The sequence below is a fragment of the Spirosoma arcticum genome (assembly GCF_054779955.1).
Genome location: NZ_BAAGXG010000024.1, coordinates 32874 through 59814 on the forward strand (window position 1 = coordinate 32874; position 26941 = coordinate 59814).

The 26941-nt window shown below is 50.5% G+C and carries 33 protein-coding genes; 20 read left to right on the forward strand and 13 right to left on the reverse strand.

Annotated features, from left to right (window positions below; all coding sequences use genetic code 11):
* Nucleotides 1–98: 98 nt before the first annotated feature.
* The 3 genes from ACYVHB_RS29675 to ACYVHB_RS29685 all read right to left on the reverse strand — a co-directional run bounded on the left by ACYVHB_RS29675 (nt 99) and on the right by ACYVHB_RS29685 (nt 1634).
* On the reverse strand, nt 99–656 hold the full coding sequence (locus ACYVHB_RS29675; protein ID WP_461055617.1) for a GNAT family N-acetyltransferase: 558 nt from the start codon (nt 654–656) through the stop codon (nt 99–101).
* Between the two features lie 84 nt (nt 657–740).
* Nucleotides 741–1094 (reverse strand): VOC family protein, encoded by a 354-nt coding sequence (locus ACYVHB_RS29680; protein ID WP_461055619.1) that lies wholly within the window; start codon nt 1092–1094, stop codon nt 741–743.
* Nucleotides 1095–1223: 129 nt separating this feature from the next.
* Nucleotides 1224–1634, reverse strand: a complete 411-nt coding sequence (locus ACYVHB_RS29685) for a DoxX family protein (RefSeq protein WP_461055621.1) — start codon at nt 1632–1634, stop codon at nt 1224–1226.
* 161 nt (nt 1635–1795) lie between these two features.
* Between ACYVHB_RS29685 and ACYVHB_RS29690 the strand changes: the two genes are divergently transcribed.
* Together ACYVHB_RS29690 and ACYVHB_RS29695 are read left to right on the forward strand one after the other, a co-directional pair.
* Nucleotides 1796–2347 carry a Crp/Fnr family transcriptional regulator gene (locus ACYVHB_RS29690; RefSeq protein ID WP_461055622.1) on the forward strand — a complete coding sequence of 184 codons (552 nt, stop codon included), beginning with the start codon at nt 1796–1798 and terminating at the stop codon, nt 2345–2347.
* Between the two features lie 80 nt (nt 2348–2427).
* Nucleotides 2428–2802, forward strand: coding sequence for a DoxX family protein (locus ACYVHB_RS29695; protein WP_461055624.1), 375 nt, complete (start codon nt 2428–2430; stop codon nt 2800–2802).
* A gap of 38 nt (nt 2803–2840) precedes the next feature.
* On the opposite strand, the gene ACYVHB_RS29700 is transcribed toward ACYVHB_RS29695, so the two are convergent.
* The 3 genes from ACYVHB_RS29700 to ACYVHB_RS29710 form a co-directional block, all read right to left on the reverse strand.
* Entirely contained in the window at nt 2841–3641 is an 801-nt protein-coding gene (locus ACYVHB_RS29700) for a DoxX family protein (RefSeq protein WP_461055626.1), read from the reverse strand.
* A gap of 92 nt (nt 3642–3733) precedes the next feature.
* The gene (locus tag ACYVHB_RS29705; RefSeq protein WP_461055628.1) at nt 3734–5092 is read right to left on the reverse strand and encodes a SusD/RagB family nutrient-binding outer membrane lipoprotein; all 1359 of its coding nucleotides are present in this window, start codon (nt 5090–5092) and stop codon (nt 3734–3736) included.
* Between the two features lie 18 nt (nt 5093–5110).
* On the reverse strand, nt 5111–8479 hold the full coding sequence (locus ACYVHB_RS29710; RefSeq protein WP_461055630.1) for a SusC/RagA family TonB-linked outer membrane protein: 3369 nt from the start codon (nt 8477–8479) through the stop codon (nt 5111–5113).
* A gap of 542 nt (nt 8480–9021) precedes the next feature.
* On the opposite strand from ACYVHB_RS29710, the gene ACYVHB_RS29715 reads away from it, so the two are divergent.
* The 16 genes from ACYVHB_RS29715 (at nt 9022) to ACYVHB_RS29790 (ending at nt 19295) form a co-directional block, all read left to right on the forward strand.
* Nucleotides 9022–9546 (forward strand): DinB family protein, encoded by a 525-nt coding sequence (locus tag ACYVHB_RS29715; RefSeq protein WP_461055631.1) that lies wholly within the window; start codon nt 9022–9024, stop codon nt 9544–9546.
* 91 nt (nt 9547–9637) lie between these two features.
* Nucleotides 9638–10732, forward strand: coding sequence for a sensor histidine kinase (locus ACYVHB_RS29720; protein ID WP_461055633.1), 1095 nt, complete (start codon nt 9638–9640; stop codon nt 10730–10732).
* The gene (locus tag ACYVHB_RS29725; protein WP_461055635.1) at nt 10707–11432 is read left to right on the forward strand and encodes a LytR/AlgR family response regulator transcription factor; all 726 of its coding nucleotides are present in this window, start codon (nt 10707–10709) and stop codon (nt 11430–11432) included. Before ACYVHB_RS29720 ends, ACYVHB_RS29725 begins: the two co-directional genes overlap by 26 nt.
* 28 nt (nt 11433–11460) lie before the next feature.
* The gene (locus ACYVHB_RS29730; RefSeq protein ID WP_461055637.1) at nt 11461–11673 is read left to right on the forward strand and encodes a VOC family protein; all 213 of its coding nucleotides are present in this window, start codon (nt 11461–11463) and stop codon (nt 11671–11673) included.
* Between the two features lie 228 nt (nt 11674–11901).
* Nucleotides 11902–12810: an ABC transporter ATP-binding protein gene (locus ACYVHB_RS29735; protein WP_461055640.1), complete on the forward strand. Its 909-nt coding sequence runs from the start codon at nt 11902–11904 to the stop codon at nt 12808–12810.
* Nucleotides 12807–13595, forward strand: a complete 789-nt coding sequence (locus ACYVHB_RS29740; RefSeq protein ID WP_461055642.1) for an ABC transporter permease — start codon at nt 12807–12809, stop codon at nt 13593–13595. The genes ACYVHB_RS29735 and ACYVHB_RS29740 overlap by 4 nt, the downstream gene beginning before the upstream one ends.
* 272 nt (nt 13596–13867) lie before the next feature.
* A complete protein-coding gene (locus ACYVHB_RS29745; RefSeq protein ID WP_461055644.1) occupies nt 13868–14548 on the forward strand; it encodes an aspartate/glutamate racemase family protein in 681 nt (226 codons plus the stop codon).
* A gap of 99 nt (nt 14549–14647) precedes the next feature.
* Nucleotides 14648–14992: a cupin domain-containing protein gene (locus ACYVHB_RS29750; protein ID WP_461055646.1), complete on the forward strand. Its 345-nt coding sequence runs from the start codon at nt 14648–14650 to the stop codon at nt 14990–14992.
* 122 nt (nt 14993–15114) lie between these two features.
* The gene (locus tag ACYVHB_RS29755; RefSeq protein WP_461055648.1) at nt 15115–15777 is read left to right on the forward strand and encodes an NADPH-dependent F420 reductase; all 663 of its coding nucleotides are present in this window, start codon (nt 15115–15117) and stop codon (nt 15775–15777) included.
* A 254-nt stretch (nt 15778–16031) separates the two neighbouring features.
* Nucleotides 16032–16403 carry an LIC_13387 family protein gene (locus ACYVHB_RS29760; RefSeq protein ID WP_461055709.1) on the forward strand — a complete coding sequence of 124 codons (372 nt, stop codon included), beginning with the start codon at nt 16032–16034 and terminating at the stop codon, nt 16401–16403.
* Between the two features lie 3 nt (nt 16404–16406).
* The gene (locus ACYVHB_RS29765) at nt 16407–16922 is read left to right on the forward strand and encodes a putative immunity protein (protein WP_461055650.1); all 516 of its coding nucleotides are present in this window, start codon (nt 16407–16409) and stop codon (nt 16920–16922) included.
* A gap of 106 nt (nt 16923–17028) precedes the next feature.
* A complete protein-coding gene (locus ACYVHB_RS29770; RefSeq protein WP_461055652.1) occupies nt 17029–17430 on the forward strand; it encodes a hypothetical protein in 402 nt (133 codons plus the stop codon).
* Nucleotides 17431–17507: 77 nt separating this feature from the next.
* Nucleotides 17508–17831 carry an ArsR/SmtB family transcription factor gene (locus ACYVHB_RS29775; protein WP_461055654.1) on the forward strand — a complete coding sequence of 108 codons (324 nt, stop codon included), beginning with the start codon at nt 17508–17510 and terminating at the stop codon, nt 17829–17831.
* Between the two features lie 6 nt (nt 17832–17837).
* A complete protein-coding gene (locus ACYVHB_RS29780) occupies nt 17838–18320 on the forward strand; it encodes an SRPBCC family protein (RefSeq protein WP_461055656.1) in 483 nt (160 codons plus the stop codon).
* 6 nt (nt 18321–18326) lie between these two features.
* Complete coding sequence (locus tag ACYVHB_RS29785; RefSeq protein ID WP_461055658.1) at nt 18327–18710, forward strand: DoxX family protein; 384 nt, start codon at nt 18327–18329, stop codon at nt 18708–18710.
* Nucleotides 18711–18728: 18 nt separating this feature from the next.
* Nucleotides 18729–19295, forward strand: coding sequence for a DUF4256 domain-containing protein (locus ACYVHB_RS29790; RefSeq protein WP_461055660.1), 567 nt, complete (start codon nt 18729–18731; stop codon nt 19293–19295).
* A 21-nt stretch (nt 19296–19316) separates the two neighbouring features.
* Here the strand turns inward: ACYVHB_RS29790 and ACYVHB_RS29795 are convergent, their stop codons facing one another.
* From ACYVHB_RS29795 to ACYVHB_RS29825, 7 genes are all read right to left on the reverse strand, one after another.
* Nucleotides 19317–19541, reverse strand: a complete 225-nt coding sequence (locus ACYVHB_RS29795; protein WP_461055662.1) for a hypothetical protein — start codon at nt 19539–19541, stop codon at nt 19317–19319.
* Nucleotides 19542–19648: 107 nt separating this feature from the next.
* Nucleotides 19649–20365: a hypothetical protein gene (locus ACYVHB_RS29800; protein ID WP_461055664.1), complete on the reverse strand. Its 717-nt coding sequence runs from the start codon at nt 20363–20365 to the stop codon at nt 19649–19651.
* A gap of 79 nt (nt 20366–20444) precedes the next feature.
* Entirely contained in the window at nt 20445–21029 is a 585-nt protein-coding gene (locus ACYVHB_RS29805; RefSeq protein WP_461055665.1) for a Crp/Fnr family transcriptional regulator, read from the reverse strand.
* Nucleotides 21030–21126: 97 nt separating this feature from the next.
* On the reverse strand, nt 21127–21618 hold the full coding sequence (locus tag ACYVHB_RS29810; RefSeq protein ID WP_461055667.1) for a hypothetical protein: 492 nt from the start codon (nt 21616–21618) through the stop codon (nt 21127–21129).
* Nucleotides 21619–21720: 102 nt separating this feature from the next.
* Entirely contained in the window at nt 21721–23052 is a 1332-nt protein-coding gene (locus tag ACYVHB_RS29815) for a porin family protein (protein ID WP_461055669.1), read from the reverse strand.
* Entirely contained in the window at nt 23033–23662 is a 630-nt protein-coding gene (locus tag ACYVHB_RS29820; protein WP_461055671.1) for an RNA polymerase sigma factor, read from the reverse strand. The genes ACYVHB_RS29815 and ACYVHB_RS29820 overlap by 20 nt, the downstream gene beginning before the upstream one ends.
* 55 nt (nt 23663–23717) lie before the next feature.
* Nucleotides 23718–24266, reverse strand: coding sequence for an META domain-containing protein (locus ACYVHB_RS29825; protein WP_461055672.1), 549 nt, complete (start codon nt 24264–24266; stop codon nt 23718–23720).
* Between the two features lie 990 nt (nt 24267–25256).
* Between ACYVHB_RS29825 and ACYVHB_RS29830 the strand changes: the two genes are divergently transcribed.
* Nucleotides 25257–25895 (forward strand): RNA polymerase sigma-70 factor, encoded by a 639-nt coding sequence (locus ACYVHB_RS29830; RefSeq protein WP_461055674.1) that lies wholly within the window; start codon nt 25257–25259, stop codon nt 25893–25895.
* 51 nt (nt 25896–25946) lie between these two features.
* The gene (locus tag ACYVHB_RS29835) at nt 25947–26933 is read left to right on the forward strand and encodes a FecR family protein (RefSeq protein WP_461055676.1); all 987 of its coding nucleotides are present in this window, start codon (nt 25947–25949) and stop codon (nt 26931–26933) included.
* The last annotated feature ends 8 nt before the right edge of the window (nt 26934–26941 follow it).

Here is a 26941-nt window from a genome sequence, read left to right on the forward strand (position 1 = left end):
TTAGAAAAGGGCAGGATTGTAAAAAATCAGTGATCGCTTTACGGTCTGTCCTGTCTAATTCGAACGATAGTGTACCAATAACTTCATCTGAATCTGTTTTAGATCGATGTTTCGTCCTCTGAATGTAAGAAGTCGAATGGTTCTGGATAGATAACTGTTCCCTTTACCGCTTCCTGAAAGGCGGGTAAGCGATAGGCTTGCCAGACGGATTCGGGCAAAGAAAAAGGTGGTTCGATACCCAGTGCATGAGCCGACGTAAAGCCAAAACGGGGATAATAGGCGGGAACGCCCTCCAGAACAACTACCCGGAAATCGGATTTTCTTAGCCAGCTTAATGCGTGCTCAACCAGTGAGGTACCCACCTTACGTCGCTGATAAGTTGGTAGCACACCCAACGGAGACAGCAGCGCGACCGCGTGTCCCGAGGTAATCGTGGCTCGACTAAACATCAGGTGGCCGACCAGCACACCATCCACTTCGGCAACCAGATTGAGTTCGGGGATCAGGGCTTCGGACGTGCGCAGTTTGCGAACAAGTTCAGCAACGCGCACATCGGGGGCAAAGGCGGCCAGCACCAGGGCTTCGGTTAGGGCGTAATCCGTAACTGTTTCGTTACGAATTGTAATGCTTACCGGCCCTTTCAAACTATTGGTCATAAACCGATCTAATTGCCTCACTTTAGGGCTGTGTCTCAGATTGAATTAGAGGACGAAGGCAAGCAGATCGGAACCCTGCCTCATTTAACAATGAACAAGAATATTAAGCAAGCGGCCAAAAGGGTCTCTGATAAAGAAGCGTTTGACGCCCCAAGTTTCTTTCGTTGGACCATATTCAATGGGAAGATTGGCATGAACTACTCGTTTATAAACTTCCTCAAGGTCATCTACTTCTATCGTAATATCCGGTACGGCTGCCCCCGATCCACCTTCTGTAGCTATACTGATTTGTGGCGTGGTACTCGCATCAGCTTCGAAGGTTATAATCCATCCCAAATCCATTGCAATCGTCAAACCTAAAATTCGCTCGTAAAACGCCTTAGCTTTGTCCAAGTTGGATTTACCAGCCCCTATATTCGTTACGATTCTCTTCACCATAATAGGCTCTCATTTATTAGCAAGGTCTTCTGCTAATGCCACAAACCAGCTTAATAACTATAAAAGTCGGAATTTGAATTCAGACTGAGCCATTGCAACAAAGCTGGTTAGAGTACCATACATAAGCCGTTAGTTTGCAAGGCTTTCAGCAGCAATACGTCTGTTTGCTGGTCTGAGTGCCCAGGATAAAACAGTCAATACCGCAAACGTGAAGGGAGCCACCCATTGTGGAAACTGATCGCCCGAAACGATATGAGAGACGGTAGCTCCGGTTAGAATAAAAAAGAAACCGGCATACGCCCACTCTTTCAGTAACCCATAACCCGGTATGAGGATGGCAATTACGCCCAGTAGTTTCCAGGCACCAATAATACGCATCGTGTACAGCGGATAACCCAGATGAACCATACCATCCGCGTTAAATTTAGCGTAGGTGAGCTGGCCGATACCGCCTGCTACCATGCCAAAAACCAGTAAGCCAGTAGTTATCCAGTACCCAATTCGCTTTCTGCGCCGTAATTCAGGTTGGTCAGTTGCCATGTGCAGTCATCTTTTGGTTTACACGCCTACAATGACTGAGCCTGTCGAAATTGGACACCTTGACCATTCTTTTTTTACGTGTGGTTTCAAACTGTCTCCTAAACCGATTAGACACGAGTAATTTTGCCCAAAAGTACCCGAATACCCCAATGAACCCGTTCATGAACGCGCTCTGTCAATTCACGCCTTTATCTGACGAAAGCCAGCGTGCCCTGGCTGCCATCGCTAACCGATTAACGCTGGAAAAAGGGCACATCCTGGTGCAGGCCGATACCATCAGCGAATCTATTTACTTCATCGAAACAGGCCTCGCCCGGACGTACTACTACAAGGACGGTCGCGACGTAACGGATTGGCTTAGTGCTGAACAGCAGTTCATCGGTTCCATTGTCAGTTTTCTGAGTCGGCAACCCGACCGGCGCATGGTGCAGTTGCTGGAGCCGTCGGTGGTCTGGTCGGTGCCGTACCGGGCGCTGGAAGAACTGTATGCAACCCACCACGACATGGAGCGTTTAGGTCGACTACTGGTCAGCCACGGGTTGCTGCTGGTGCAACAGCGGTTCGACGAGCTGCACATGGCCACGGCCCTGGAGCGCTACCAGCGGTTGATGGCGACCAATCCGACGCTGGTGCAACGGGTTCCGCTCGGTATGATTGCGTCGTATTTAGGCGTCACGCCCGAAACATTGAGTCGAATTCGGGCGCAGGTGTAACTTTTTGACAATTGTCAAAGGACGGGAATCGGCAGCAGGCCAACTTTGGGCATCCTAAAGCAACTAATCAGCACCTGCTTATGAACGTCGCACTATGGGTAATTCAGGGATTATTGGCCCTGGCTTTTTTCTATTCGGGCCTGATGAAATCCACGCGCCGTGAACAAACACTGGTAGCAATGGGCATGACGGGGGTTGAACACCTGCCGTTGCCGTTGATCCGATTCATTGGTATTGCTGAACTGGCCGGGGCTGCCGGTCTGATTCTGCCGCTCCTGCTCGATCAACTCCCGGTATTGACGCCATTATCCGCGCTATGTCTGGGCCTGATTATGATACCAGCCGCTATCATTCATTACCGGCGGAGAGAACCCCAAACTGTCGGGCTGAACGGTGTCTTTTTTGTCCTATGTATAGTGGTAGCGTACAACCGCTGGCATGAATTGATTAGCTAACGGTTTGACATACACCTATATCACAATAAGCCACTCCCTTACGTTTCTATTCGTTGAGCTAAACGACCAACCGCTTGTTTTTCACGTTGCGCCGAACCGGCTAAAACGAACGCCACGCCACTCATCGCTAACGCAATCAACAGACTTGTCCACTCCGGCTCGACGTGTGGCTTGGCCACGGCGCGGGGACCGTGCAGGACAATAACCCACAACAGAAACATACTGCCCAGCCAGGCGGTAGATACCGACACGTACCGGTTCAGCAGTAGGCTGACGGCCGTGGCCACGAACGCCACGCCAACGAAATAGGCCCAAAATAACTGACCCGGTATCCAGGCCGGAATCAGCGTAGCGATGAACGGGGCAAATAAAAAGTGCAGCCCGCCAAACACCAGCAGTGACCCCGCAAATAGATACCGCCCCCACTGACTGAGCGCTCGATCGGGACCATCCCGAAACCCACCGTCATCACCCGGCGAGAACCACCCGGCCAGCACCAACGCGCCCCCGGCCAGGGCTACTAACTCAAAGAAGGGTGTCCACGGAGCGGGATTGGCCGGGTTTGTCAGTAATGCGGGCAAATGCGAAGAGACAGCGAACAGGATCAGCACCCCGGTCAACGCCAGGGCTACTACGCGTACCCGTGTTTTCAGGGCGATACACCCGCCAATGATTACCAATAAACTGCCCACTACATAACCCAGCACGGCCCGATCCGGGAGGGCTTCTGGTTTACGAATTAAATCAGCCGGGAGGCCGCCCACTACAAGCATTTTGACACCTAATGAAGCGATGGCGATGGCGTACAGAAGCCGTCCAATGGTCAGTATGTTTTTCACGGTAGGAAGGGGGTAATGTGGTTTAGGATAGTAGTGGCAGGAAAAGCAGTCGTTTCATTGAATTCGTACGGAGCGTACATCAACCCGGTCGTTTACCGATTGACAGCGGTGGGAACGAACAGATCGGACGGCGACTGTTTCGGCGCATTTAGATTCGTGCTCAGTTCGGATTGCGGCACAAACAATCGCTGTGGAATGCGGGGTGCTGACGTTACTTTCAGCGGGATGCCAATCAAGGCCGCATTAGTGGTTCGGCGGGCGTCGTTGTACACTTCCAGTTGACCCAGCAGCGTCAGGTACTTTTCCGTCATGATCTCTTTCAGCAGGGCGTCGGCCGTCGGAAAGTCACCGGCTACGTAGGGTTGATACCGCACCGGGCCGAAGCGCTGGTAGCTGGGGTTAGCCGCGTTAGCCGCCCGGACCGCATTCAACGCCGTCAGTGCCTGATTAGCCTGACCCAGGCGGCTGTAACACTCGGCCAGCAGCAGTTGGTTTTCGGCGTAGCTAAGAATGGGAAACCCCGTTGACGCCCCACCGAAGCCACCCTCGGTGTAGTTGAGGTCGTTAGCCGCCGGGTTGTAATAGAAGTTGAGACGGCCGGTTTCATCGGTTTTACTACCCGTCCGGTTTTTCAGTAACCCCACGGCGTAAGCACCAGCGGCATTCAGATAACCGGTTCGCTGAATCTGGGAGAAATCCCAGTAGGGATTCTTATCTACCCCGTTGGCGGTTCCCGGAAACGGCATGACCCAGTCGTCCGATGGCGAGGCAATCCCGACCAGGGCTTCTACTATCGCTTTGTCGTAGGCCTTGGTATGCAGGTAATAACGCGCTTTCAGGCTGTGCGCCACCGCCCGCCACTTGGCCAGGTCCCCCTGGTAAAAGAAATCGCTCGTTTTCAGGTTACCACCGGTCGGACTGGTGAGGTTCGTGACGGCCTCATCGAGCGTGGTTTGCAAAGTGGCATACACCATCGGTTGCGGGTCAAAGACGGGGCTGGGGTAGGTGTCGGGTTGAAAGGCCTGGGTGTAGGGCACATCCCCGAACAGATCGGTCAGCGTACCCACCGCCCAGACCTCCAGCACCTGCGCCACGCCAGCCGTCCAGGGGTCAGCCACCGCCGTAGCCTCCTGCTGGGTCAGGCGGGCGTTGGCCCCGATGCCCACGTAGATAAACTGCCAGGCCCCGTCAAAATCAGAAGCCTGCGCCACGTAATTCTCGAAGGCATCGTACTGATTGACCTGACCCGTAAACTGCCCCGTCCAGATGCCGCCCAGCCGGGGCAGCTCACCAGCCGCCGACAAGCCCACGGCAGCTTCAATGGCCATCAGCCGCTGGCCCAGGGGCGCCTGCTCGGCTAAGTTTGGGCTGACATCGTAATCCCGCACAAAGGGCTGGCAGCTACTGCTACCTACTGCGAACAGCAGGGCCAGGCTACAGGAGGCTTTCATAAGCAAACCAGTGATTGTTTAGTAATTAATTTTGAGCGTAACCATTAACGACTTCGTACTCGGGTTATTGAAGTAATCTAAGCCCCGGCCGTTCGAGACGCCCGTCAGGTTCGTTTCCGGGTCAACGCCGGTGTAGCCGGTGAAGAGAAACAGGTTGCGCCCCGTCAGCAACAGGTCAACCGATTGCAGGCCGGTCGCCCGCCGGAGACCAGCGGAAGCCCAACTGTACGACAGGGTGACCTCCCGGATGCGGGTCGTGGAAATATGTTCGATGAACTGATCTAAGGGGCCGTTGAATCCCCCGCCGATGTTGCGGTACCACGATTCGTCCAAGGCAACCGTTCCCCCGCCAAAATCACCGAGTCCGCCCCGGAAAGCGTAGGAACCATCAGCCTGCTTCGTGCCGAACTGAGCCACCGTCTGCCCGTTCCAGTTTCGGATGGTAGTGGCCTGGTCTGCCGGTACGATGGTTTCGTAGCCCACGTCCCGGTGGGTGCCGTAGGAATAGAGGGCACCCCGCGTCCCGTTCCAGATGTCGAAGGTGTGGACGTGGTCGATGAGCACGTACACCGACAGGTTTTTAAAGAAGGTAAACTGATTGCCCAGACCACCCCGCCACTGGGGGTTCGGGTTGCCGATCACCCCCGACGAGGTTGCCAACTGAATAAATCCCGGATGGGCCGGGTCCAGCACGGGCTTGCCGGTATCATCCCGTTCCGTCCGGCTACCAAACAGGCTGCCCATCGGATACCCTTCCACCGCGTTGGCATTGACTGAATTACCCGCGAAGCCATTCAGAAAAATGTTGGTGGCCCCTTGCAGACTCAGCACCTTGTTCACGTTGCGCGACCAGTTGGGCGATAGCGTCCAGGTAAAGTTCGGCGTCTTTATCACCAGGGCATCGAGTTGTAATTCGATGCCTTGGTTGCGCAATTTGGCCGCGTTGTCGTTCTGCACCAGAAAGCCCGTGGTAGCCGCCGTCGGCACTTGCAGGATCACATCGACCGTCTGATTCGTGTAGTAGGTGCCGCTGAAGCGCAGCCGGTCTCCCCACCCGCGCAGGTCGACACCCGTTTCCAGTTCGGTTTTGCGCTCGGGGCGCAGCGCCGGATTACCCTTGATGGTGGATCGGAAGTAGCCCCCGCCGTAGTTAGCCGCGTCTAAGGTCGTTCCCCACGTGTCGATTAAGGCACTGCTGCTGGCGGGTACCAAGTACGTCCGCGTCTGGTAGGGCGTGGGCTGCACCCCCACCGTGCCGTAGGCGACCCGGAGCTTGCCGAAGGTCAGCCGGTTATTACCGCGGAACAGGGGGAGTTTGGTGAACTGCCAGGCCAGCGACGAGGACGGGTAGAAAAACGTGTTTTGCGCCGGACCAAAAGTGGAAGCGGTTTCGGCCCGCCCGGTCAGGGTCAGGAAAAACATATCCAGCGCTTCTACATCCGCCTGTGCGTAGAGCGCCCCCGTGCGAATCGTCGAGGCTATATTGAAGGGCGTTCGGGCCGTGGAGGGCGAGTTGGGTAACTGATTGGGGGATAACGGGTTGAGAATGCCCGTCACGGTGGCCCCCACCTGATCGGCCCGGCGTTCATTGAGGTTGAAGCCGGCCAGCAGCGTTCCCCCAAACCGCGAGAACTGCTTCGTCGCCCGCACAATGAAGTCGTTGTTAAGCTGGGTTTCGGCGATGGTTTCTTCCGTGAGCGCACCGTTGGGGGCGTTGGCCGTTCCAACGGGAAAGTACGCCTTTCGCCGGTCCGTGTAAGTGTCTAAACCCGTGCGGTTGAGCAGGTTCAGCCAGGGAGTTACATCGTACGTAAACTCTAAACTGGCAATGAAGCGATTGACTTTTGAGTTGTTTCGGACCCGGTTAAGGGTCCAGAAAGGATTATCGAAGCCGGGTCCGCCCAGCGCGGGATCGCCCAGCGGGTTGCGGTAGGATACCTGCTGGTTTGAGGTGACGATACCGTCTGGTCCGGTGTAGTCACCTACGTACGGCTGATTGCTGAAGTCGGGGGCCGACCGCAGCCCACCCAGGAAGAGACCACTGGGGTTGGACCCCTGTTGAACCCGGTTTGCGTTAACGCGGGAGTAGGCAAACGTAGCGGCTGAGCGAAAGTTGGGGGCCAGTTTCCGGTCGGTGTTGATGCGAATCGTCGTGCGGTCGTAGTCGCTGCCCGCTACGGCAATGCCCTTAGTGTAGGTGTTGCCCAAACTGACGAAATAACTCGACTTTTCGTCCCCGCCACTGACGGTGAGCGAATTATCGCGGGTGAAACCCCTGCTGAATACTTCTTTGCCATGATCGAACACCTCGCGGGAGCGTTTGCCCCCGTGCGGATTGGCCACCGTACCGGGCGCAATGGCGTAGCGCAAACTCCCATCGGGCAGGGTGACGTATCCGGTATAGCCGGGGGTTGCAGGGTCCGTTATGTAGGCGTCTGTTCCACCTGTTCGATCCGCTATCTTATCGCCCCAACTGCGCGGGTTAACCGACCAGCGACCGTTCAGCCCCTGGCCGTAGGCGGTTTGCAGGGGCGGCACTTTGTTGATTTGATCGACCCCATAAGTCAGGCGCAGCGCCACGCTGGGCTTGTCGCCCCGTCGCCCTTTCTTGTCGAATCCACGACGGGTCGTAATCACGATGACGCCGTTGGCGGCCCGCGTTCCCCACAGGGCCGCAGCACTGGCCCCTTTCAGTACCTCCATCGAGGCAATGTCGTTGGGGTTGATGTCATTCAGGCGTGATTGCTGCACTACGCCATCGGTTTGGTTACTGACATCGCCCGTACCAGCCACCACACCGGCATCACCGATGGAGGCATTAGAGATGGGGATACCGTCCACGATAATGAGTGGTTGCAGGTTACCGGTGATCGTACTCTGACCCCGAATCTGAATGTTGGCGCTGGCTCCCGGATCGCCCGATGAGCGTTGAATGAGTACCCCCGGCGTTTTGGCCGCAATGCCGTTGATCACGCTGCTCTCCCCCGACTGAACCAATGCGTTCCCTTTCACGGTGGCGACGGCAGTCCCTAATTTATCGTTGTCCTGCTCTAAGCCCAGCGCATTGACCACTACCTCGCCCAGCACCCGAACATCGACGGCTAAGCGGACATCAACCACTGATCCCGCACCGACCGGAGTTTCCTGCGTGACAAACCCAATCGAACTAAAAACCAGTGTAGCGTTCCGGGGGATAGTTAGTTGGTAGCGGCCATTGGCACCGGTCGTTGTACCGTCGGATGTCCCTTTCACCGTGACACTCACGCCGGGTAAGATGGCGTTGTCTTCAGCGGCCGTAACCGTGCCGGTAACCGCCCGATTTTGCGCCAGGGCTACTGGAGTCGTGCTGGCGATCAGCAGTAGTACGAGGAGTAAATCGTTTCGCATAGCCGGATTGAGTAAAGTGAGGAAATGATGCGTTCGACGACATACAGGGATAGTAGCCGAATCGTCGTCCGAATATTCGGCTCCTTAAAACCAATAAACTACTCGATGAGACAGGAAACGGGCGTAGTTAGACAGACAGTAGATTTGCAGCCATGAACGCCGTTTATCGCTCCCGGCCGTGTTTTTGTCGCTCTTAGCCGGTGGTGTGTCGCGTCGGCAGTGGGGCAGCGGGAAGCTTCGAGTTCAGTTCGCCGGATTTTTGATACTTTTATCCGGTAGTGTCTCTGTTTAAATGCGCACGGTGTGTTGACCTTACGTGTTTGTAATAACCTTTTTTTAAAGGCCCACTCCTATGAATCAAACTTGTACAGCCTGGTGTCCCGTCGGAAAAGTAGTTGATGAACCCGTCAAAATTGCTTACCCGCACTCCTTGACAGGTTCAACAAATCTGTGTTTGGCAAAACCGAACTGATTGCCTTGTATTACGAGCAACAGCCCGTTTACGCTGGTCTTGAATTAACCAAACCTCAAGCACATAAATTATGAAAAAATCAGATATTAAAGAATTTCCTGAATATTTTGAATACTACATCAATTTGAACGAGGATATTGAACTCGTTGACGCCTTCGACAAAAGTTTAAAACAAATTGATGATATTGACATCGCACAACTGAAGCGTATCGGCTTGAAGGTTTACGAAGAAGGAAAATGGTCGGTCAATAAAATAATTCAACATTTGACGGATTGGGAACGCATTTGGTGCTATCGTACGCTTGTTTTTGCCCGCAATGAAGGAACTGTGCCTGAAGGGCTTGATGAGAAAAAGATAGCGAGTAATTCAAATGGTGATGAACTACCGATAGAGCAAGTAATCGCCGAACTCCGTGCGGTGCGTTGTGCGACAAAAGCAATGTTTGACACATTCAACCCCCAACTATTAGAGATAAATTGCAAATTCTATAAATACGAAATGTCCGTCCTGGCAATGGGATTCAATATCATTGGGCATCAACTACATCATTTTAATATTATCAAAAAAAAGTATTTTCCTCTTGGTGTTATATAGAACTTATATGTATGAATTACTTACGTTCATCGTTACGTCTCCGACGATCTAAACTGCGATACTGCCGTTTATCTGTATTTGCGCTACGCCAATGCCTTCCTCTCGCTCATCAGTTTTCCGGGAAATTCTGATCCACGTTGCCGCCTGGCTGGTTTACTTGTTCGTGCAGGTACTGGCGCTGGACCGATTTGAGCAGCGGTACGTACCAAATCTGCTGTCCGCCTTAGCCCAGCTACCCGCCCAGCTACTGTTTACCTACGTGTCGCTCTACTGGCTTATACCAACGTATCTGTTAACCCAGCGATACGTTCGCTTTGGGACACTCACATTGGTAGCATTGCTGATTGGCGGTGTGCTCTACTGGGAGGGGACGTATTACTTGTATTTTGTACCGTTTGCGCCCGCCCGGCTGGCCCAGGAAAGTCCGTTGGATTTGGGGTATATTTTGTTGTGCGCGTTCTACCTGCTCTGCACCAGTGCACTGCTGATTGCTTTGTACATGATTCGGTATGGCATTCGCCAGCAACGACTCAACCAGCAGTTGGTAATCGCCAATCAGGCGGTGGAGCTAAAATCACTCAAGGATCAAATCAACCCGCATTTTCTGTTCAACACGCTCAACAACCTCTACGGCCTGACCAGACAGAATCCCGAAAAAGCGGGGGAAGTGGTCATGCGGTTGTCGCAACTCATGCATTACATGCTCTACGAGGGTAATCTGGCCCGTGTGCCGCTCCGCAAGGAAATTGCCTACTTGGAAAACTATTTAGAACTGGAACGAATCCGGTATGGCGACGGGCTGCACCTGTCGTTCATCGTGACCGGGCCGACCGAGCGGGTTCAAATGGCACCCCTGCTGCTGCTGCCGTTCGTGGAGAATGCCTTCAAACACGGCCTGAGTCGCCAGTTAGGTGATGCCTGGCTCCAGATTCAGCTTACCGTGAGCGATCAGGAATTGGTGTTTAAGGTCGAAAACAGCAAGCCGGAATCACCCGTCTTGGCACCCGTCACCGGCCTTGGCTTACCCAACGTGGCCAAGCGACTGACCCTGATTTACCCCGGTCGGCACCGGCTCCGGCAACTCGACGGTGGGGACTCGTTCCTGACGACGCTGACCCTTGAACTGACGGAGTCTGATACACTCATTCTGACTAAATCGCATGAAGATCACTTGTTTGCTGGTTGACGACGAGCCGATTGCGCTCGACATTCTGGCCGCCTACGTTCAGAAAATAGGCGTATTGGAACTGGTGGGCCGGTGTCACTCGGCGGTGGAAGCCTTTACGGTGCTGCAACGTAAGCCGGTCGATCTGCTGTTTCTGGACATCCAGATGCCGCAGCTTTCGGGGCTGGACATGCTCCGAACGCTACCCAGTCCGCCCAAAACGATCATCACCTCGGCCTATCGGGACTATGCGCTGGATGGTTACGAATTAGATGTGCTTGACTACCTGATAAAACCCATCCCGTTTGAGCGGTTCATGAAAGCGGTGGGCAAAGTGCTGACCCACAAACAGACTGTTTCGGCGACGAGTCCGGTCGTGGGCGACGAACCGTTCCTCTTCGTCCGGGAAGATCGTAAACTGGTACGCATCAATCAGCGGGACATTGTTTCGCTGGAGAGCCTGCGCGACTACGTGAAGATTACCACCGTATCGCAGCAGGTCGTGACCCGGCAGACCATTGGGTATTACGAAGAACTGTTACCCAACGAGCAGTTCGTCCGCATTCACCGGTCGTTCATGGTCGCCGTGGGGAAAATCGAAGCCATTAGTGAAAGCCACATTCACCTGCCCGGTCAGCGGCTGGCCATTGGTCGCTACTACAGGCAGCAGTTGTTCGAGCGCTTGCAGGTACGACACCTCATTCGGGGAGCAGGAGTTTAGTTGGCAGGTTTTATAGACGATTATCGGGATGAAAATTAATCACATCAACCTCACCATAACGGACGTTCAGATGGCCAAACTGTTTATGGGGACCTATTTCGGTTTGACTCGTTTAGCCAGAACCACCGATGAGGCTACGCTCGTGGGATTGCGGGATGAGGGTGGGTTTGTACTGACGCTCCTGCAATCAAAAAACAACCAGGAACCCGTTTATCCCGAGACGTTTCATATCGGTTTTTAGACCGGAGAGAACAATGGACGCATGAACTCTATGAACGCTTAAATAACGACGGTTACGACGTAAATCCTCCGGGCTATTACCACGGCAAGTGCTTCTGATTCCATACGCCGTTCAGGTTCACCATTCCAGTTTTATAACTTCAGAAAGACTGGATTTACCTGCCCGGTCAACGCAAAAATAGGCGTCTATTTAAGAGTTAGCTGTAATTGTAAAGACAGACCGTCCTACATGGAAATAATCAGAACAAATACACTCACTAAATACTTCGGGACAACTCCTGCTTCGGACAACATTTCCATCCATGTTAAGGAGGGTGAGATTTACGGCTTTCTTGGACTAAATGGTGCAGGTAAAACGACTTTGATACGGATGCTTCTTGGCATGATTAAGCCCGACAGCGGCAACATTAGTTTATTTGAAAAGCAACTTACACCGCAATTTGACCAATGGAACGACATCGGCTATTTGGTGGAAACACCTTACTCTTATCCCAACCTTTCCGTGACTGAAAACTTAAAAATCTATTACAAACTGCGACAACTAACCAATCCGACTTTAATTGACGATATTATTGGGAAATTAAAGTTGACTAACTACAAGGACAAAAAAGCAAAAGTTTTATCACTTGGCAATCAACAGCGATTAGGTTTAGCAAAAGCACTAATGCACAAACCGAAACTTTTAATACTTGACGAGCCAATCAACGGCTTAGACCCAGAGGGAATTGTGGAAGTAAGGGAATTGCTCAAAGACCTTGCAATTAATGGGTCAACTGTTTTTCTTTCAAGTCATATACTTGGTGAAATTTCCAAAGTAGCTAACCGCATAGGCATAATTCACAAAGGTAAATTGGTAAAGGAACTCACCACAAAAGAACTCACCAGCCAGCTCATCAAAAAAATTGTAGTAAAAACATCCGATAATGCAAAAGCTGCTCAGGAGTTATCGGGTTCTAATTATAAAGCGGGATTGACAGAGCATGATGAAATAGAAATTACAAATATTGAAGCAATTACAAATCCTGAAAACATTTCAAAACTATTAGTTGAAAGAAATCTGCCACCAAAACAAGTGTATATGTTTACGGAAGATTTAGAAATGTATTTTCTACGAACTATAAGAAGCCAAGACCAATGAAACAGCAGATACAAGCATTAAAGGCCGAGTTTATCAAAAACAAATACTCAAATGTTCTTTGGGCGACTTTCATCGCTTTTGGATTAGCCCCAATTATGGGCGGAGTATTTATCTTGATCGTTCAAGACACAGAGGCATTAGCAAAAGCGGGTGGACTTGCGGCAAAAGCACAAGTAATGAACTTTGAAGGCAATTGGAAATCATATTTCGGTTTATTGACACAAGCAGTTGGCGTTGGTGGTGTTTTAGTTTTTGGATTTGTAGTAAGTTGGATTTTCGGACGGGAGTATTCAGACGGCACAGCTAAGGACTTGCTTTCTCTTCCGACTTCACGAACAAAAATATTGAACGCGAAATTTGCAGTTTATATAATCTGGTGTTTAGCGCTTGTAGTTTCCAACCTTATGATCGGACTTTTAATTGGAACAATTTTACAATTGCCGACACCTGATACAAATATTCTTTTCCTTCTACTCACTGACTATTTTATCACAACATTTCTGACAATTTTGATCGGTGTTCCTATTGCCTTTTTTGCAATTTGGGGCAAGGGCTATCTTGCTCCATTAGGTTTTGTCGCCTTGACTTTGGTGTTTGCTCAAATTATTGCAGCGACTGGTTGTGGTTCATATTTCCCTTGGTCAATTCCTGGACTTTACAGCGGAGCAGGTGGAGAATACAAAAAGTTGCTTGACAATTACAGTTACTCAATTTTAATTCTAACATGTATAGCAGGTTATCTTGCGACAGTAATTTATTGGAAAACCTCAGACCAGACGAAATAAAAAGAACAACTACAGCTAACAAGGGGTTTGGCGTTATTGGAGCAGGACGTTGGAACATCGGCTGTAGTTCGCTATCCGCTTCAGTTTCTGCAGGACGTTAATAACTTAGCTTTAGTTCATATCTTCAACTTTTAAAACAATATTGGGCTTCAGTTGTCTACGGACGCTTTTCAATTATCCCAACAATGCCAAGCCCTGTTCGTTAGCAGCAACCCTGGCGCGAAGTGTGACACCGGAAAATAGCACTACGCATAAAGATAACAGACAAAAACATGAAAAAAATTGGATTAGTAGGTGGGATAAGCTGGGTTTCAACAATAGACTATTATAAGTTTATAAATGAAGGAGTAAATACAAAATTAGGTGGACTCAATTTCGCTGAATGTATCATTTATTCGTTGAATTTTGGCGACATACAATCAATAGGTTGGAACAATTCATTTGACCTATTATTACATGCTTGTGAAAGTTTGAAAAAGAATGAAGTGGACAGCATTGTTTTGTGCGCCAATACTGCACATATTCATGCAGATAAACTTCAAGAGATAATCAATTTGCCAATTATTCATATTGGAGTAGAGACTGCAAAAGCTGTGAGTAAACAAGGGTTTAAAAAAGTCGGCTTGTTAGGGACTAAGTTCACGATGGAAATGGACTTTTACAGAAACAGACTTGAAGAATATAGGCTTGACGTATTGATACCAGTGAAACAAGAAATACGAGACTATATTCAGCAAACATTGAAAGAAGAATTAGGCGTTGGTTTCATTAATCCTGAAACAAAGAAAAATTACATCTCTATTGTAAACGACTTGGTTGAGCGTGGAGTGGAATGCATTATCTTAGGTTGTACAGAAATACCAATGCTGATATGCCAAGACGACTTTATAATACCTATTTTTGACACGACAAATATTCATTCTCGAGCAATTGTGGACTATATAGTCTCGTGATAATTAAGCAATAATTTTAAGTGAATCATGCAAGAATGATTCACTTAAAATGGATTAATCTCAAAATTCAAAAGATGTAACAGTCAAAAACTATGTTATATGAATGCTAAATCACCTGCCATAATTGATATTAGGAAACTGGCCCGTGCTGTCACGACCAATTATGCGAATTTTTCGTTAGCTTCCGTTAATGACCACGTCGTAAAAATCAGTGTGATGACCGCGCCATATGACTGGCATTATCATCCCAATTCCGATGAGACGTTTATAGTGATGGAGGGCGTTTTATTAATTGAATTAGAAACAGAAACGATAGAATTGTTACCCGGTCAGTTATTTACTGTTCCAAAAAACACAGTCCACAGAACGCTGCCTAAGGGTGATCGTTCAGTGAATATAACAGTTGAACATGACCTGATTGACACGGTGAAAGTTAGGGTTTAATGGCCCGTTTTTGGTGCATCCCGCTGACCCAGAGGCTGTTCATACCGCTCGGTACTTGGATAAATAAGCACATTATGCCAAACTATCTTTGGCATTTCACCTAAACAAAACAGGAAGCTGTCATGAAAATTGGAATTATTGGTAGCGGCAACATGGGCCGTACTTTAGGGTTGCTTTGGGCCACCAAAGGGCATCAGGTTTTCTTTGGTGCCCGTCATCTCAACAATCATCGATTGATTGAGCAACTGACCACGGTGCCAGTGGAAACCGGTACCCTGTCGGATGCAATCCGGTTTGGTGGTGTTCTCCTTTACTGCCTACGGGACATTCTGCCTGGTCAGTTGGCCCCTGCGACGGATTGGGCAGATAAAATTCTAATTGACTGTAACAATAGTGAAATTCCACCCGACTACAATTTTCCGCCTATTGAGCAGTCCTACGCAGAGCGGTTTCAGGCTGACCTTCCGGCTACACGCCTGGTCAAAGCGTTCAACACAGTAGCGCAGGAGACATACAGTCACCCAACTGACTTTCTACGTGCCCAGCGTGTGGCAGGGTTAATGTGTGGGGACGACCAGGCAGCGAAAACAACCGTTGCACAACTGGCTGCCGACGCTGGCTTAACCCCGTTGGACTGTGGGCCATTGTGTTTGGCGAAATCTCTCGAAAGCTTTGCTGATCTGGTTCGTTACCTGATGATTGATGGCGGACAGGGAGCTAATCTGACGTTTTCAGCAACGATTCTACCGGAGGCCCCTACCCAACCATTTGGCCCACGACAGTAAAGTGGGGGCATTGAGCGGGCCAAGGTGTGGCTTAATAACTTGATTAGGGTATTACACCGGATACAACCCATGTTGGTATGATGCAACGGACGGATTCGTTGATACCGATGATAACTGATTTCTTAGATTCTGACCTTAATGCAGCACCACCTACGTTTTGAAGACACTAATTAAAGGCGTTTGGTACAAAAAAGCGGTAATAGATCATGATAGAAAAATATCTTTGGGCAATAGGGTCAATCGTTATTACCGTTATGGGTTTGCTACACCTTCGGGTCACATTTTTTTCAGACAAGCTATTCCCTCGAAACAAAAAGTTGGTGGACGAGATGAGCGTTTCTCCGTTGATTCTGACCAAAAAGCTGACAATGTGGAACTCGTGGGTTGGTTTTAATGCGACCCACAGCAGCGGGGCCATCTTCATTGGCATAATAAACCTGTATTTAGCCGTAACCTATTTTGATATGTTGCGATCCGACAGGTTCATTCCTGTATTCACCATTCTTACCGTTGGATTTTATGTATGGGTAGCAAAAAGGTATTGGTTCGACGTTGTTCTGGTCGGCATTATAACAGCCTGGATTTGCTTTATTAGTTCATACAGTTTAGTCTTGATAGATAAGTAGACAATGATATTACCGAAAGAAAGAGACCCAAGATTGATAACCATAAGACGGGGTGGCACTTTAACCGATTCTAATCATCATTTGCTTGCGTTATGGGCTGCCACTTGTGCAGAACACGTACTGCACCTGTTTGAGCAAATCAATGCTGATGATAAACGACCAAGGCAAGCCATCGAATTGACAAGGGCATGGGTAAACGGAGAGATATCCATGAAACAAGCGCACAAAGCGGCTTTTACTACCAACGCAGCGGCAAAAGAAATGCCTGATGCGGCTAAGTTTGCAGCCCTGGCCGCTGGACAAGCTGTGGCAGTAGCTCACGTTGCAGCCCATGAACTGGGTGCCGCTGCCTACGCGATCAGAGCGGTGAGGGAGTCCGTCGACAAAAATGAGCAGGATGAAAGGGGACGAAATGAATGTCAGTGGCAGCGGGACCAGCTTCCAGATGCTATTCGGGAGCTTGTTCTTGATGACCAGAAATTGAGAAACCACATCTGTTGGTTTGTATTCAATTGCTGATACAGCGTTAATGGACAAATCTGAAGAATGATAAAAGCCAACAACGGCTAATTTAGTTGGCATTCAGGAAATGAACCGGAGGAATGAAGTTCAGCAAACAAAAGCGATGCAGTACCAAATTAAAGACGGCGAATTGCTGAGGAAAATCCTGTGGCTGGATGCCGTACTGGGTGGCGGCACGGCTATAATCGGATTGCTGTTTTATGCTGAACTGACCCCCGTGCTTGGGCTGCCAACCCGGTTTATTACCGTAGTTTCCGCTATAACGTTGCTGTACGCCGTCGTTGCGGTTAGGCTGGCTACCCAAAAACCCGCATCCGTTCCGCTGTTCAGGGTACTGATCGGAGCCAATTGGCTGTGGACGCTAATCAGCCTGGTTCTGTTCTTTATTCATTTCAGCCGCGCCGAACCATTGGGGATCACATTTCTCTTTCTCCAAATCATCGTTGTTGGTGGGCTGGCTTATTGGGAGGGCAATCAGCTCACACGGAAAACCTCTGAATCATAACGGCTACCCAAAAATAATTATGAAAAATTTGCGTAGTCAAATAGCTACACGTACATTTGTAGTCAAATAGCTACGCAATGAATTTAAGACGGGACGTATTTCAAGCCATATCCGACCCGACCCGACGGGCTATCCTGCTGTTGGTAGCCGCACAATCCATGACAGCCGGGGCAATTGCCGCCAATTTTGACACCGCCAGACCGACTGTGTCAAAACATCTGCAAATCCTCACCGAGTGCGAATTGCTTGAACAGGAGCAAAACGGCAGGGAGGTTTACTATCATCTTAATGCAAAAAAAATGAAGGAGGTCGCCGACTTTATTGAGCCATTCCGCCAAATGTGGGATGATCGATTTAACAAACTGGAAACCACCATGAAACAACACCAGTCAGAAATATAGACTACCATGGAACGAAAAACAAAGGTCAATGCCGAAGATGGCAAACAGGAATTGGTGATCACGCGGGAATTTGACCTGCCATTAGCATTACTTTTTAGAGCGTACGCAGATCCCGAACTTGTTGAGCAATGGATGGGAACGAAAGTGCTGAAGCTGGAGAACAAAAAGCACGGTAGCTGGGCGTTTGAAACAACCGACGCTCAGGGAAATGTAGTATTCCAGGCCAATGGCGTAATTCACGAGTTTGTTCCGAATCAGAAAATCACCCGGACATTTGAGATGGACAATGCGCCCGCTTCGGCAGTCCGATTTTCCGTTCAGCTTGAATTCTTAGAGTTTGAGAAACTCACCGATAAAACCAGCCAACTCAGTATGCATATCGTGTATAAATCGGTCACGCTCAGAGACCAAATGTTGCGGTTGCCCTTTGCTCAGGGTATGGATATGGCTCATAACCGATTACAAACTATTGTTAGCCAGTTGAACTAAAACCTCATGACAAAGCGAAACAACATAATTTATTGGGCCGTCACTGGTTTTTTGGCTTTTGGTATGTTGGCGCAGGGTCTGGCCCAACTATTTCACACGAAAGGGTATGTTGATATATTGTTTCATTTAGGATATCCGCTCTATTTCCTCACCATTATTGGTGTCTGGAAAATACTGGGCGTAATCGCTGTTTTAATTCCACGATTTAAACTGGTTAAAGAATGGGCGTATGCCGGCTTTTTCTTTATCATGTCGGGAGCCGCCGTTTCCCATATCGCATCGGGTGATTCTGTGACCCAGATAGCTCCCGCAACGGTACTCCTACTTCTGATTGTACTATCGTGGTATTTCAGACCTGCGGACAGAAAAATCAGTTCAGTTAATCAATAAATGAATAGCAGCAACAACATGAATAGCAGCAAAGAAGTGTTGTCATCCGAACAACGCGAAGAACTACTCAGCGTATTGAAAGCCCGTTTTGAAAAAAACAGGAGCCGCCACGAAGGTCTTGACTGGGCTAACGTACTAGCGAAGCTGGAAGCCGATGCCGAAAAACTGTGGTCACTCCATGAAATGGAACGAACGGGCGGGGAACCGGATGTGGTTGGCTATGATGAAAAGACGGACGAATACATCGTTTTTGACTGTTCAGCGGAAAGTTCCAAAGGTCGCCGGAGTGTTTGTTATGACCGCGAAGCGCAGGAGTCGAGAAAAGAGCATAAACCCCAGCATAATGCGGTTGATATGGCAGCCGCTATGGGTATTGAGCTGTTAACCGAAGAACAATATCGGGAATTGCAGCAACTGGGCCAGTTTGATGTAAAAACGTCGAGTTGGTTGAAAACACCTCCTGAGATCAGAAAACTCGGTGGTGCCCTCTTTGCCGATTTCCGCTACGGCAATGTCTTCGTGTATCACAACGGGGCAGAATCGTACTATGGTGCCAGGGCGTTCCGTGGTTCGCTGAGGGTGTAGTGAAGCAGGCCATAAGCCCCTTTAATCGGTCAATTCGCAGCAGTCGAAGCCAATCGACCGTACCATTGTTTCAACGGTCGTTGCCGGAGTGCCCGCTGAAACGACCCGTAACACATTATCGCAATCGGCCAAATCAACCGTCCATTGATCAATACCGGCCTGACTGTCTAAAAGTGGGGCTAAAAGCTGGCAGTCCCGCTTGGTTCGTAGCGATGTTCTGAAAACTAAGATCATATCGGCATTCATACAATGCTTTTGTGAGTTTGCCCTAACTTCTCATACGATCAGTACCGAAAGCTTGGCAAAAGGCGACAAGCGCCACTCGTCAACTTTATTAAGCCGCCCGTCGCGACTCAATCGTCGTTTGTTTTGTTCGATTGCGCCTGTCCGTTCAAATCTTGGGCGTGTATCAACTTGCGGGCAACCGGAACGAGTCCTGTCAGCAGGAGTATGGCCCCAATCAGCATCCAGTTGTCTAAGTCCATGAATACGGCAATCAGTAAGGAGCCGATCAACAGGCATCCTGATGCCCACCGCGGGATAAGATTCGTTTGCCAAAAACCGAGGGCCAACAGGGCCAGACCGAACAGACTCAGGTAAGACAATCGGGTGATGATTAGTAAAGCACCCTGCATTCGGATTAATTCGCCAAGCACGGCAATGGTTTCGTTATCAAATTCAGCCGGAACGTTGCTTACGGCGGTAAAGCTCAGCCAGGCAGCAAACACGCCGGACATAAATAGTGACCCTACCAGGCAGCTCACGCCACCAGCAACGGCCCAGCCGGGTCGCACCGGATACAGCAGATAGGCTAAACTCAGCCCGGACAGCATCAGCAGCGGCACGGCACTATAGGCAAACCAATGCGCCAGCGCGAAACGGGACGGCTCCGACCCCCTGAGCAGTCGGTAAACCGATTCGGCAGTGGCGGGTTCGTAGCGTAGCCGGAAGTCCCAGAACTGCCCGAACGACCGGAAGTGCAATGCAAAACCAATGATGAGCAGCAGCGGAAATGCGAGTAGAACAAACGCGGTGAACCAGCGCAATAGCGCAGCGAGTGAGTGATTCATGATGACGAAGCGTTTCGTGTCGGGCAAAAGTAGCAGCCCGGCTTGCCCCGCGCATTGATTGCAATCAAGATCGGTGGTTTCAGCGGAGTCGGCTGCGAACGCGGCTGAGCGTTTCGGGCGTCATACCTAAATACGACGCCAGTTGATACTGGGGGAACCGCTGAATCCAGTCTGGGTGCCCCTCCAGCATCTGGCTATATCGCTCGTCGGGGGTCATCTCATTATACGCACCCGTTCGGCCCGCTTCCTCAAACCACTCGGCCATAAATTTGCCCAGTAATCGAAACATCGGTTGCTGGTCCATCAGGCGGTGGATGTCGCGAATGGCAATAACCCGCAGTTGCGTGTCTTCTACCGCCCGAATATAGTTGATGGCCGGACACTGATTAATGAAACTGGGGTAGTCGGCGACCCAACTACCGGTAGTGAAAAAGTGCAGCGTAGTCTCCCGGCCATCCATTAGCCGGTAATAGCGTAAAGCCCCCGACTCGACAAAAGCAGTGAAGAAGCAGGTAAGCCCCGGTTGAAGCAATGTCTCTCCTTTGACCAGCCGACGCGGATGGGCTGAGGCATCGAACGCGGCCAGTTCCCCCAACGAGAAGGGATATAGGGTCTGTAGTGATTGACGTACACCCGATGGGTCCATCTCCGCGTGAATAATCATACCGAAAAGTACATAAAATACCGCTTAAAAATACGCACGCAGGTCCAGTCGGCCTACCGGTTCGTAGCAGCCGGACAACACTTCGGTGAAGCGGTCGTCACGGTTGGAAGTGGTTGAATAAGTCATCACTCAGGGCCTGCTCTTCCCGGTTCAATCGCCCCATCTGAACGGCGGCTTTCATGAAGTTTTCACCGGGCACCGGATCACCGAATGCGCGTCGCAACAGGGCGAGTTGACCGATATGGGTCAGCACATCAGCGAAAGGTCCCTGAATCAACTTTAGTCCCAGCTCGTCGTCGACGTTCGTTTCCGCAAGGTGCTCATCAACCTGATTCAGCAGGTCGTAGAATCGATCCAGTTCCGCGTCTCCGTCGAGTGGCTGAAGGTTGATGGGTGTCATGTTCGTCAATACGCCATTGGTGTAGCTGAGTACCTGCCCCATATGCCGAAGAATCTCCGCTGGTTTTCGGATGCCATTGCCCGACTCCATTTCGTAAAAGGCAGCATCAACCCCACGAACCGCTTTGGCTAATCGGTAAGCAATCGAAGCCAGTACGTGCCGGATGATAGTCATTGATTCGTCAGTCATTTACCCAGTCGGTTGTTCCTGATTTACGAACACAAAATACGCGTTGGCCAATTGCCAGCCTAACTCCGGACTGTCGTTTTGCCTGGTAAACAGCGACAACCATCAACGAATACCAACCCGTAAACTTACCCCGGCTGACCCGATGGATAAATTCTCCTGCGTGAGTGGCCCAATTGGGTATTTCAGATAAGGCTCAACGGCAAACACCGTTCGTCGGCTTAAAGGCCGCTCAATACCTACTGATATATTCAAAAGCCGCCCCCAATATATTCCCCCGAAAGGGGTGTTCGGCCGAGTTTGAACGGTCTCGATCAGCGTCGTTTGCTGAACAATCTGTGGTCGTCCGTTCAGGTCAATTACCTGCGTCACCAGTATTTGGGGTATCTGGTAGGTATCTGCGAATTGCTGACGTAAAAACGCCAGGGATGACAACCCCGCACTGACCCGAAACAGCGGCCTGGTCCGTTTACCGACATGATAAGTTAGATTCAGGGGTAGGTCGATGAGCACAAAGCGGGCATCTGTACCCTTGAGTTGCCGCCCCGTTGTGGTCATCACCTGATTGACGGGGGGAGATATCCCCATGGTCTGTTGCGCGACTGACAGACCCGTCGACACACTCAACCGGCGGCTTAGGGCAATGTCGGAGACGACGCCCCCACCCAGCGTTAATGACGAACGCCCATTTGGAATGTAAGCTGTCTGGGGGGCCAGCGCGAGACTCCAGGTAACGGCCCGACGTCGTTCCCGCTCCTTGTCGGGAGCGGCCGTTTCGGTCATAGCTAAGGCCGTGGCAACCGAGATCAGCGTCGTTTGGGTAGCCGTTGTTCCACTGACAACGGGTGCGGTTGGGGGCTGACCTGACTCGCTGACAACTGAATTTGTTAGTCCGCCCAGCGTGACGTTTACGAGTTGTCTGCTTATTGCTGAGCTATCGAAACCTGATTTCCCCGTTAGAACACCACTTTCGGTTTTGTTGGTCGGCATAAACCGGGCGACATGCGGTACTGCATCAGGTGGAGTTTTATTCACTACCGAATTGACCGACGAACCAGTACGTATCGGACGAGTTCGGGTTTGGTGATGGCTCATGGCCACAACTGGTCCGCTGGATGAGGTATCGAGAACTGCTGGCAACGGGGGCGATTTTATTTTGAGGGCGGACGCCTTTCCCGGCTGAGTTGACCGAATTGCCACTGAACTGAATGTTGTGAGCGACGGTATACGGGCATCGTCCAGCCAAAGGGGGGCCAATAGCATACCCCCCAGCACACTGGCAGCCGCCATGTAGCGATACCAGGCTCCCAATCGCCGTTCAGCCGGTTGGCGGGCGCGGTCAAATTGCTCCCAGGCCCCGAGTTGATACGGCGTCTGGTAGCGATCGAGCGTCTCTCGAACGTGATCGGCCAGTTGCTTATCGACTGAATCGTCCATCGATGCAATGAAAATGTTGTTTCACTAAGCGGCCCAACTGCTCTTTAGCCCGGGTTAGATAGACGCGGGATGAACTGACTGAAAGGCCCAGTTGTCCGGCAATTTCTTCGTGCGAATACCCTTCCAGTTCATACAGATTGAACACGATTCGGTACTGGGCCGGAAGCTGGGCCAACAAAGCCAGAATATCCTCGGCCGTGAGCTGGCTGATGATGCCCGCGTCGCTGGGGGTTAACTGACTATCGGACTCATCGAGCCGAACCGTGCTGGTTTCATATCGGGCGGATCGGCGGTAGTAGTCCAAAGCAGTGTTTACCACAATCCGGCGCAGCCAGCCCCGAAAACTGGTCTCGAACACGTAGCGGTCGATGGTGGCGAATACCTTGATAAAACTGTCGTTGACAATGCTCATCGCTTCGTCGCGGGCAGCCGTATACCGCAACGTCACCCCCATCGCAAAACCAAAGAACTGCTTATAGAGCATTTCCTGGTGTTTGACACTGCCCTGCTGGCATTTCTCGATGAGTTGTTTCTCAAACGGCGAAGTGTCCGGCGTCATGCCGAGTCGGTTAAGAATACTAAAAAATACCAATGGGTCTATGGCATTCATAGACCCAGATGGTAATCAATTCGTTTGGCTGTTGATGTAAGAGGGGGTGCCGGGACTACTTTTTGGTAAATACCATTACCTCGGTGGCCGAGTTGCCTTTCTCGCCCGAATAGATTTTAAGCTGCCCGTTATCCGTTAATTCAAACGTTTTGGCTTTGCTCAGGGCATCCAGGAACCGGCCTTCGGCTTTTATCTGTTCCTCAGACCCGCCAATCAACGTCTGAAAAATAGGATCAGTCAGCACAACTAACCCCTTCGCTTCGTCTAAGCGGAAGGTACCTCCATAATGATTGGGAAAGCCTACGCCACCCATTCGTAGCACATCCGTCGACTGCTTTTCGAGTCGGAGCCATGCTTTGTTCTGGAGGGGTTGGGGCAGGAGTGCGTTCTGGTAAGTTGTCAGCCACCAGTCGCCTTCCAGTGCCGTAAAACTGACCCGCATGGTCCGGTAGTCAGCTGCGCTGATGGTCGCATTTGAACCATTCGGCGACGGGGAATTTTGCCCGTCCTGACTACAGGCCATCAACGTAGTCAACACGGTACAAAGGGCCAACGAATACGCGAGTAAGGTTTTCGTTTGTCGGGGAAACTGCAATGTTTTCATGGAAGTAAAGAAGTTTGGTTTTCATAGCCATGACGAAGTCCATTGGTTAAACGCTACAGAGATGACCAGTTAATTTTGAGACGCAAACTGCCTACGGCTCTTTCACGAGTAGTGAGCTTATTTATAGACATTCCCTTTACCAACAGGGTAGCACACCACCGCATCTAAATGATCTAAGGATGGATTAAAGCTTGGTCAACCAAATTAAACGGGCAATTAGCTGAGATAAACGACATCATTTTTGTCGATAGACGGAGGGATAGTGGGTATGGGAGTCGTTTGCCGACATAGCGATACTCACAAGCCCATAAATCGGGTGATTTTACCAGTACACTGAACGGTTCCAAAAAGCCGCGTCCAGCTTCTTCTGGGGCGGCTTTTCATCGGACTTATTGTTTCGGTATAGTCGGTTGGAAAGGGGATAAAAAACCTGCTTCATTCCCCTTTCACATCTTGGCTAGCCCCGGTCGGAATCGGACCTTTTTCTGAACGATTTCCATCAAGGCTTGTTTTGACAAAAAGTTCTCATTTTCAATACATTACAAGCCTATAAGGCAATGTTACACCTCATTAATTGGCCCAAAACGGCCGGTTGAGTAAGAGGGTAGCATGTACGGAAATGAAATAGGTGTCACATAGGGAAATGCTACCTGACATTCGCTTTGTGAGAGTGTTTTGAGCTATTTCCTGCCTGTATAAAGCGGACCAGTACTGTCCGTCGAAAATCACTCCAAATCAGTAAGACGTGACGCTGAGAGAATAACTTGCTTACTTGTCTGTGTAACCGCTTTGTAATCAATTTAGGACGAGTACCATTATCGAACATCAACAGCATAATCACTCACCCAATTAAGACTCATACCTTGGCTGACACAATTCAGGAAGTAGTCTTAATCGAATTGAACAGGGCTGAGAAAAAATAGTATTCTACACTAAGGGTATTTCGTCATTTTCACGACATACAAGTAATGAAATGATTGACGGCCCCTTATGCTGCCCTTTCCTACTGACCCCAACGCAAGTTCGCCACTAACCGGGCGGGAAGAATCTAACAGTCGGATACTTGATACCGAATTGTTTATTCGGAACGCTTATCAGCACGATGCACGCCAGGGATTCGATCTGCTGTTTCGGCGGTACTACAAACCGCTGTGCAGTCACGCCATGCGATTTCTGTACGAAAAAGAGCAGGCGCAGGACGTCGTAGCTGATGTGTTTCTGAGTTTCTGGAAAAACCAGGTACACACCTACCTAACCAGTCCGTATCGGTCGTATTTGTTCGCGGCTGTTCGGAAACGGGCCATCAGCCAGTTGCAGGCCTACCGGCTGGATAGTCCCGATGGCTCGATGGCGACGGACACCAACGAACTGCCGTATGGGGATTTCGAGGACCCGCAGCAGATTCTGCAATACACCGAATTGTACCTGCAAATCGAAGCCAAAATCAGCCAGCTTCCGCCCCAGTGTCAGCGCGTGTTCCTGCTCAGTCGGGTCGAAGGACTCAAACACCGGGAGATTGCCGATGAGCTGCACATTTCCCTCAAAACGGTGGAGGCTCATCTGAACAAAGCCTTAGCACAACTCCATAAAGTCGTTCGGCTGCTCTTTTTGTTTATCCACTTCTGGTAGGCGTATAGCCTCTCTTGACTTGTTTCTTAGCCAGCCATTTTCTCAGGCACTATGGATACTCCGATTCATAAACAAACGGTCTTCGACCATTTTTCAGGCCGGACCTCCCCGCTGCAACAACAACTGCTGGCCGACTGGCTACGGGTTCCGGCCAACCAGCATCAGTATTATGCTTGGCTGGAAGAGTGGGAACAGGCCAGTATGCAGGTAAGCGTCGATGAACAGGATGCTCATGGGCGACTGCTTCAGCGGCTGAACGCCACAAGCCGGACCACGCGCCCATCTCCCATTTTCAACCGGTCGATCTTCCCGTTCAGCCGCTACCTGTATGGAATAGCCGCGGTCATTTCCGGACTGTTTTTCCTCTTCACGGGCCTTTATTATACCCGCAGTGCGCCTTTTTTCCTGACCATCCAAACCGTCAACGGCGAGGTTCGCTCCCTCAAACTGGCAGACGGGTCGACAGTGATGCTTAATGCCAATTCCGAACTGACCGTTCCCCGCTGGGGACACCGCGAAGCCTGGCTGCGGGGTGAAGCCGCCTTTACAGTAACGCACCTGCCCGGCCATCCCCGGTTTGTGGTGCACACGCCCAATCAATTCGACGTAGAAGTGTTGGGCACCCGGTTTGTCTTGTACGCCCGCGCCCGGAAGAGCCGGATTATGCTCCAGCAGGGTAAGGTGAAACTACAGTATCAGTCGGGCAAACAGCTTTACATCAAACCCGGTGAACTGGCCACCTTACCCACACCCACGGCGAAACTTACGCTGACTAAAACCACCCAGCCCCAGACTTACACGGCCTGGGAGCAGAAACGGTTTTTCTTCGACAACACGACCCTGCCCGACGTTTGCCAGCAAATCAACGAACAGTTTGGCGTCACCGTCGTCGGTACCGATTCTACGCTGGTAAAGCGCCGGATTTCGGGCTATTTCAAAGCCGAGCGCGTCGACCAGATGCTGCAGGATCTGGAAGTGCTGCTCAACGTTCGGGCCGTGCATCACGATCAGTCCATCGAACTCATTCCTGTCCAATAATCTGTTTT

Coding starts and splice junctions, on each gene's coding strand:
- ACYVHB_RS29675 (WP_461055617.1), bottom strand. CDS start 656: ATGACCAATAGTTTGAAAGGGCCGGTAAGCATTACAATTCGTAACGAA.
- ACYVHB_RS29680 (WP_461055619.1), bottom strand. CDS start 1,094: ATGGTGAAGAGAATCGTAACGAATATAGGGGCTGGTAAATCCAACTTG.
- ACYVHB_RS29685 (WP_461055621.1), bottom strand. CDS start 1,634: ATGGCAACTGACCAACCTGAATTACGGCGCAGAAAGCGAATTGGGTAC.
- ACYVHB_RS29690 (WP_461055622.1), top strand. CDS start 1,796: ATGAACGCGCTCTGTCAATTCACGCCTTTATCTGACGAAAGCCAGCGT.
- ACYVHB_RS29695 (WP_461055624.1), top strand. CDS start 2,428: ATGAACGTCGCACTATGGGTAATTCAGGGATTATTGGCCCTGGCTTTT.
- ACYVHB_RS29705 (WP_461055628.1), bottom strand. CDS start 5,092: ATGAAAGCCTCCTGTAGCCTGGCCCTGCTGTTCGCAGTAGGTAGCAGT.
- ACYVHB_RS29710 (WP_461055630.1), bottom strand. CDS start 8,479: ATGCGAAACGATTTACTCCTCGTACTACTGCTGATCGCCAGCACGACT.
- ACYVHB_RS29715 (WP_461055631.1), top strand. CDS start 9,022: ATGAAAAAATCAGATATTAAAGAATTTCCTGAATATTTTGAATACTAC.
- ACYVHB_RS29720 (WP_461055633.1), top strand. CDS start 9,638: ATGCCTTCCTCTCGCTCATCAGTTTTCCGGGAAATTCTGATCCACGTT.
- ACYVHB_RS29725 (WP_461055635.1), top strand. CDS start 10,707: ATGAAGATCACTTGTTTGCTGGTTGACGACGAGCCGATTGCGCTCGAC.
- ACYVHB_RS29730 (WP_461055637.1), top strand. CDS start 11,461: ATGAAAATTAATCACATCAACCTCACCATAACGGACGTTCAGATGGCC.
- ACYVHB_RS29735 (WP_461055640.1), top strand. CDS start 11,902: ATGGAAATAATCAGAACAAATACACTCACTAAATACTTCGGGACAACT.
- ACYVHB_RS29740 (WP_461055642.1), top strand. CDS start 12,807: ATGAAACAGCAGATACAAGCATTAAAGGCCGAGTTTATCAAAAACAAA.
- ACYVHB_RS29745 (WP_461055644.1), top strand. CDS start 13,868: ATGAAAAAAATTGGATTAGTAGGTGGGATAAGCTGGGTTTCAACAATA.
- ACYVHB_RS29750 (WP_461055646.1), top strand. CDS start 14,648: ATGAATGCTAAATCACCTGCCATAATTGATATTAGGAAACTGGCCCGT.
- ACYVHB_RS29755 (WP_461055648.1), top strand. CDS start 15,115: ATGAAAATTGGAATTATTGGTAGCGGCAACATGGGCCGTACTTTAGGG.
- ACYVHB_RS29760 (WP_461055709.1), top strand. CDS start 16,032: ATGGGTTTGCTACACCTTCGGGTCACATTTTTTTCAGACAAGCTATTC.
- ACYVHB_RS29765 (WP_461055650.1), top strand. CDS start 16,407: ATGATATTACCGAAAGAAAGAGACCCAAGATTGATAACCATAAGACGG.
- ACYVHB_RS29770 (WP_461055652.1), top strand. CDS start 17,029: ATGCAGTACCAAATTAAAGACGGCGAATTGCTGAGGAAAATCCTGTGG.
- ACYVHB_RS29775 (WP_461055654.1), top strand. CDS start 17,508: ATGAATTTAAGACGGGACGTATTTCAAGCCATATCCGACCCGACCCGA.
- ACYVHB_RS29780 (WP_461055656.1), top strand. CDS start 17,838: ATGGAACGAAAAACAAAGGTCAATGCCGAAGATGGCAAACAGGAATTG.
- ACYVHB_RS29785 (WP_461055658.1), top strand. CDS start 18,327: ATGACAAAGCGAAACAACATAATTTATTGGGCCGTCACTGGTTTTTTG.
- ACYVHB_RS29790 (WP_461055660.1), top strand. CDS start 18,729: ATGAATAGCAGCAAAGAAGTGTTGTCATCCGAACAACGCGAAGAACTA.
- ACYVHB_RS29795 (WP_461055662.1), bottom strand. CDS start 19,541: ATGAATGCCGATATGATCTTAGTTTTCAGAACATCGCTACGAACCAAG.
- ACYVHB_RS29800 (WP_461055664.1), bottom strand. CDS start 20,365: ATGAATCACTCACTCGCTGCGCTATTGCGCTGGTTCACCGCGTTTGTT.
- ACYVHB_RS29805 (WP_461055665.1), bottom strand. CDS start 21,029: ATGATTATTCACGCGGAGATGGACCCATCGGGTGTACGTCAATCACTA.
- ACYVHB_RS29810 (WP_461055667.1), bottom strand. CDS start 21,618: ATGACTGACGAATCAATGACTATCATCCGGCACGTACTGGCTTCGATT.
- ACYVHB_RS29815 (WP_461055669.1), bottom strand. CDS start 23,052: ATGGACGATTCAGTCGATAAGCAACTGGCCGATCACGTTCGAGAGACG.
- ACYVHB_RS29820 (WP_461055671.1), bottom strand. CDS start 23,662: ATGAATGCCATAGACCCATTGGTATTTTTTAGTATTCTTAACCGACTC.
- ACYVHB_RS29825 (WP_461055672.1), bottom strand. CDS start 24,266: ATGAAAACATTGCAGTTTCCCCGACAAACGAAAACCTTACTCGCGTAT.
- ACYVHB_RS29830 (WP_461055674.1), top strand. CDS start 25,257: ATGCTGCCCTTTCCTACTGACCCCAACGCAAGTTCGCCACTAACCGGG.
- ACYVHB_RS29835 (WP_461055676.1), top strand. CDS start 25,947: ATGGATACTCCGATTCATAAACAAACGGTCTTCGACCATTTTTCAGGC.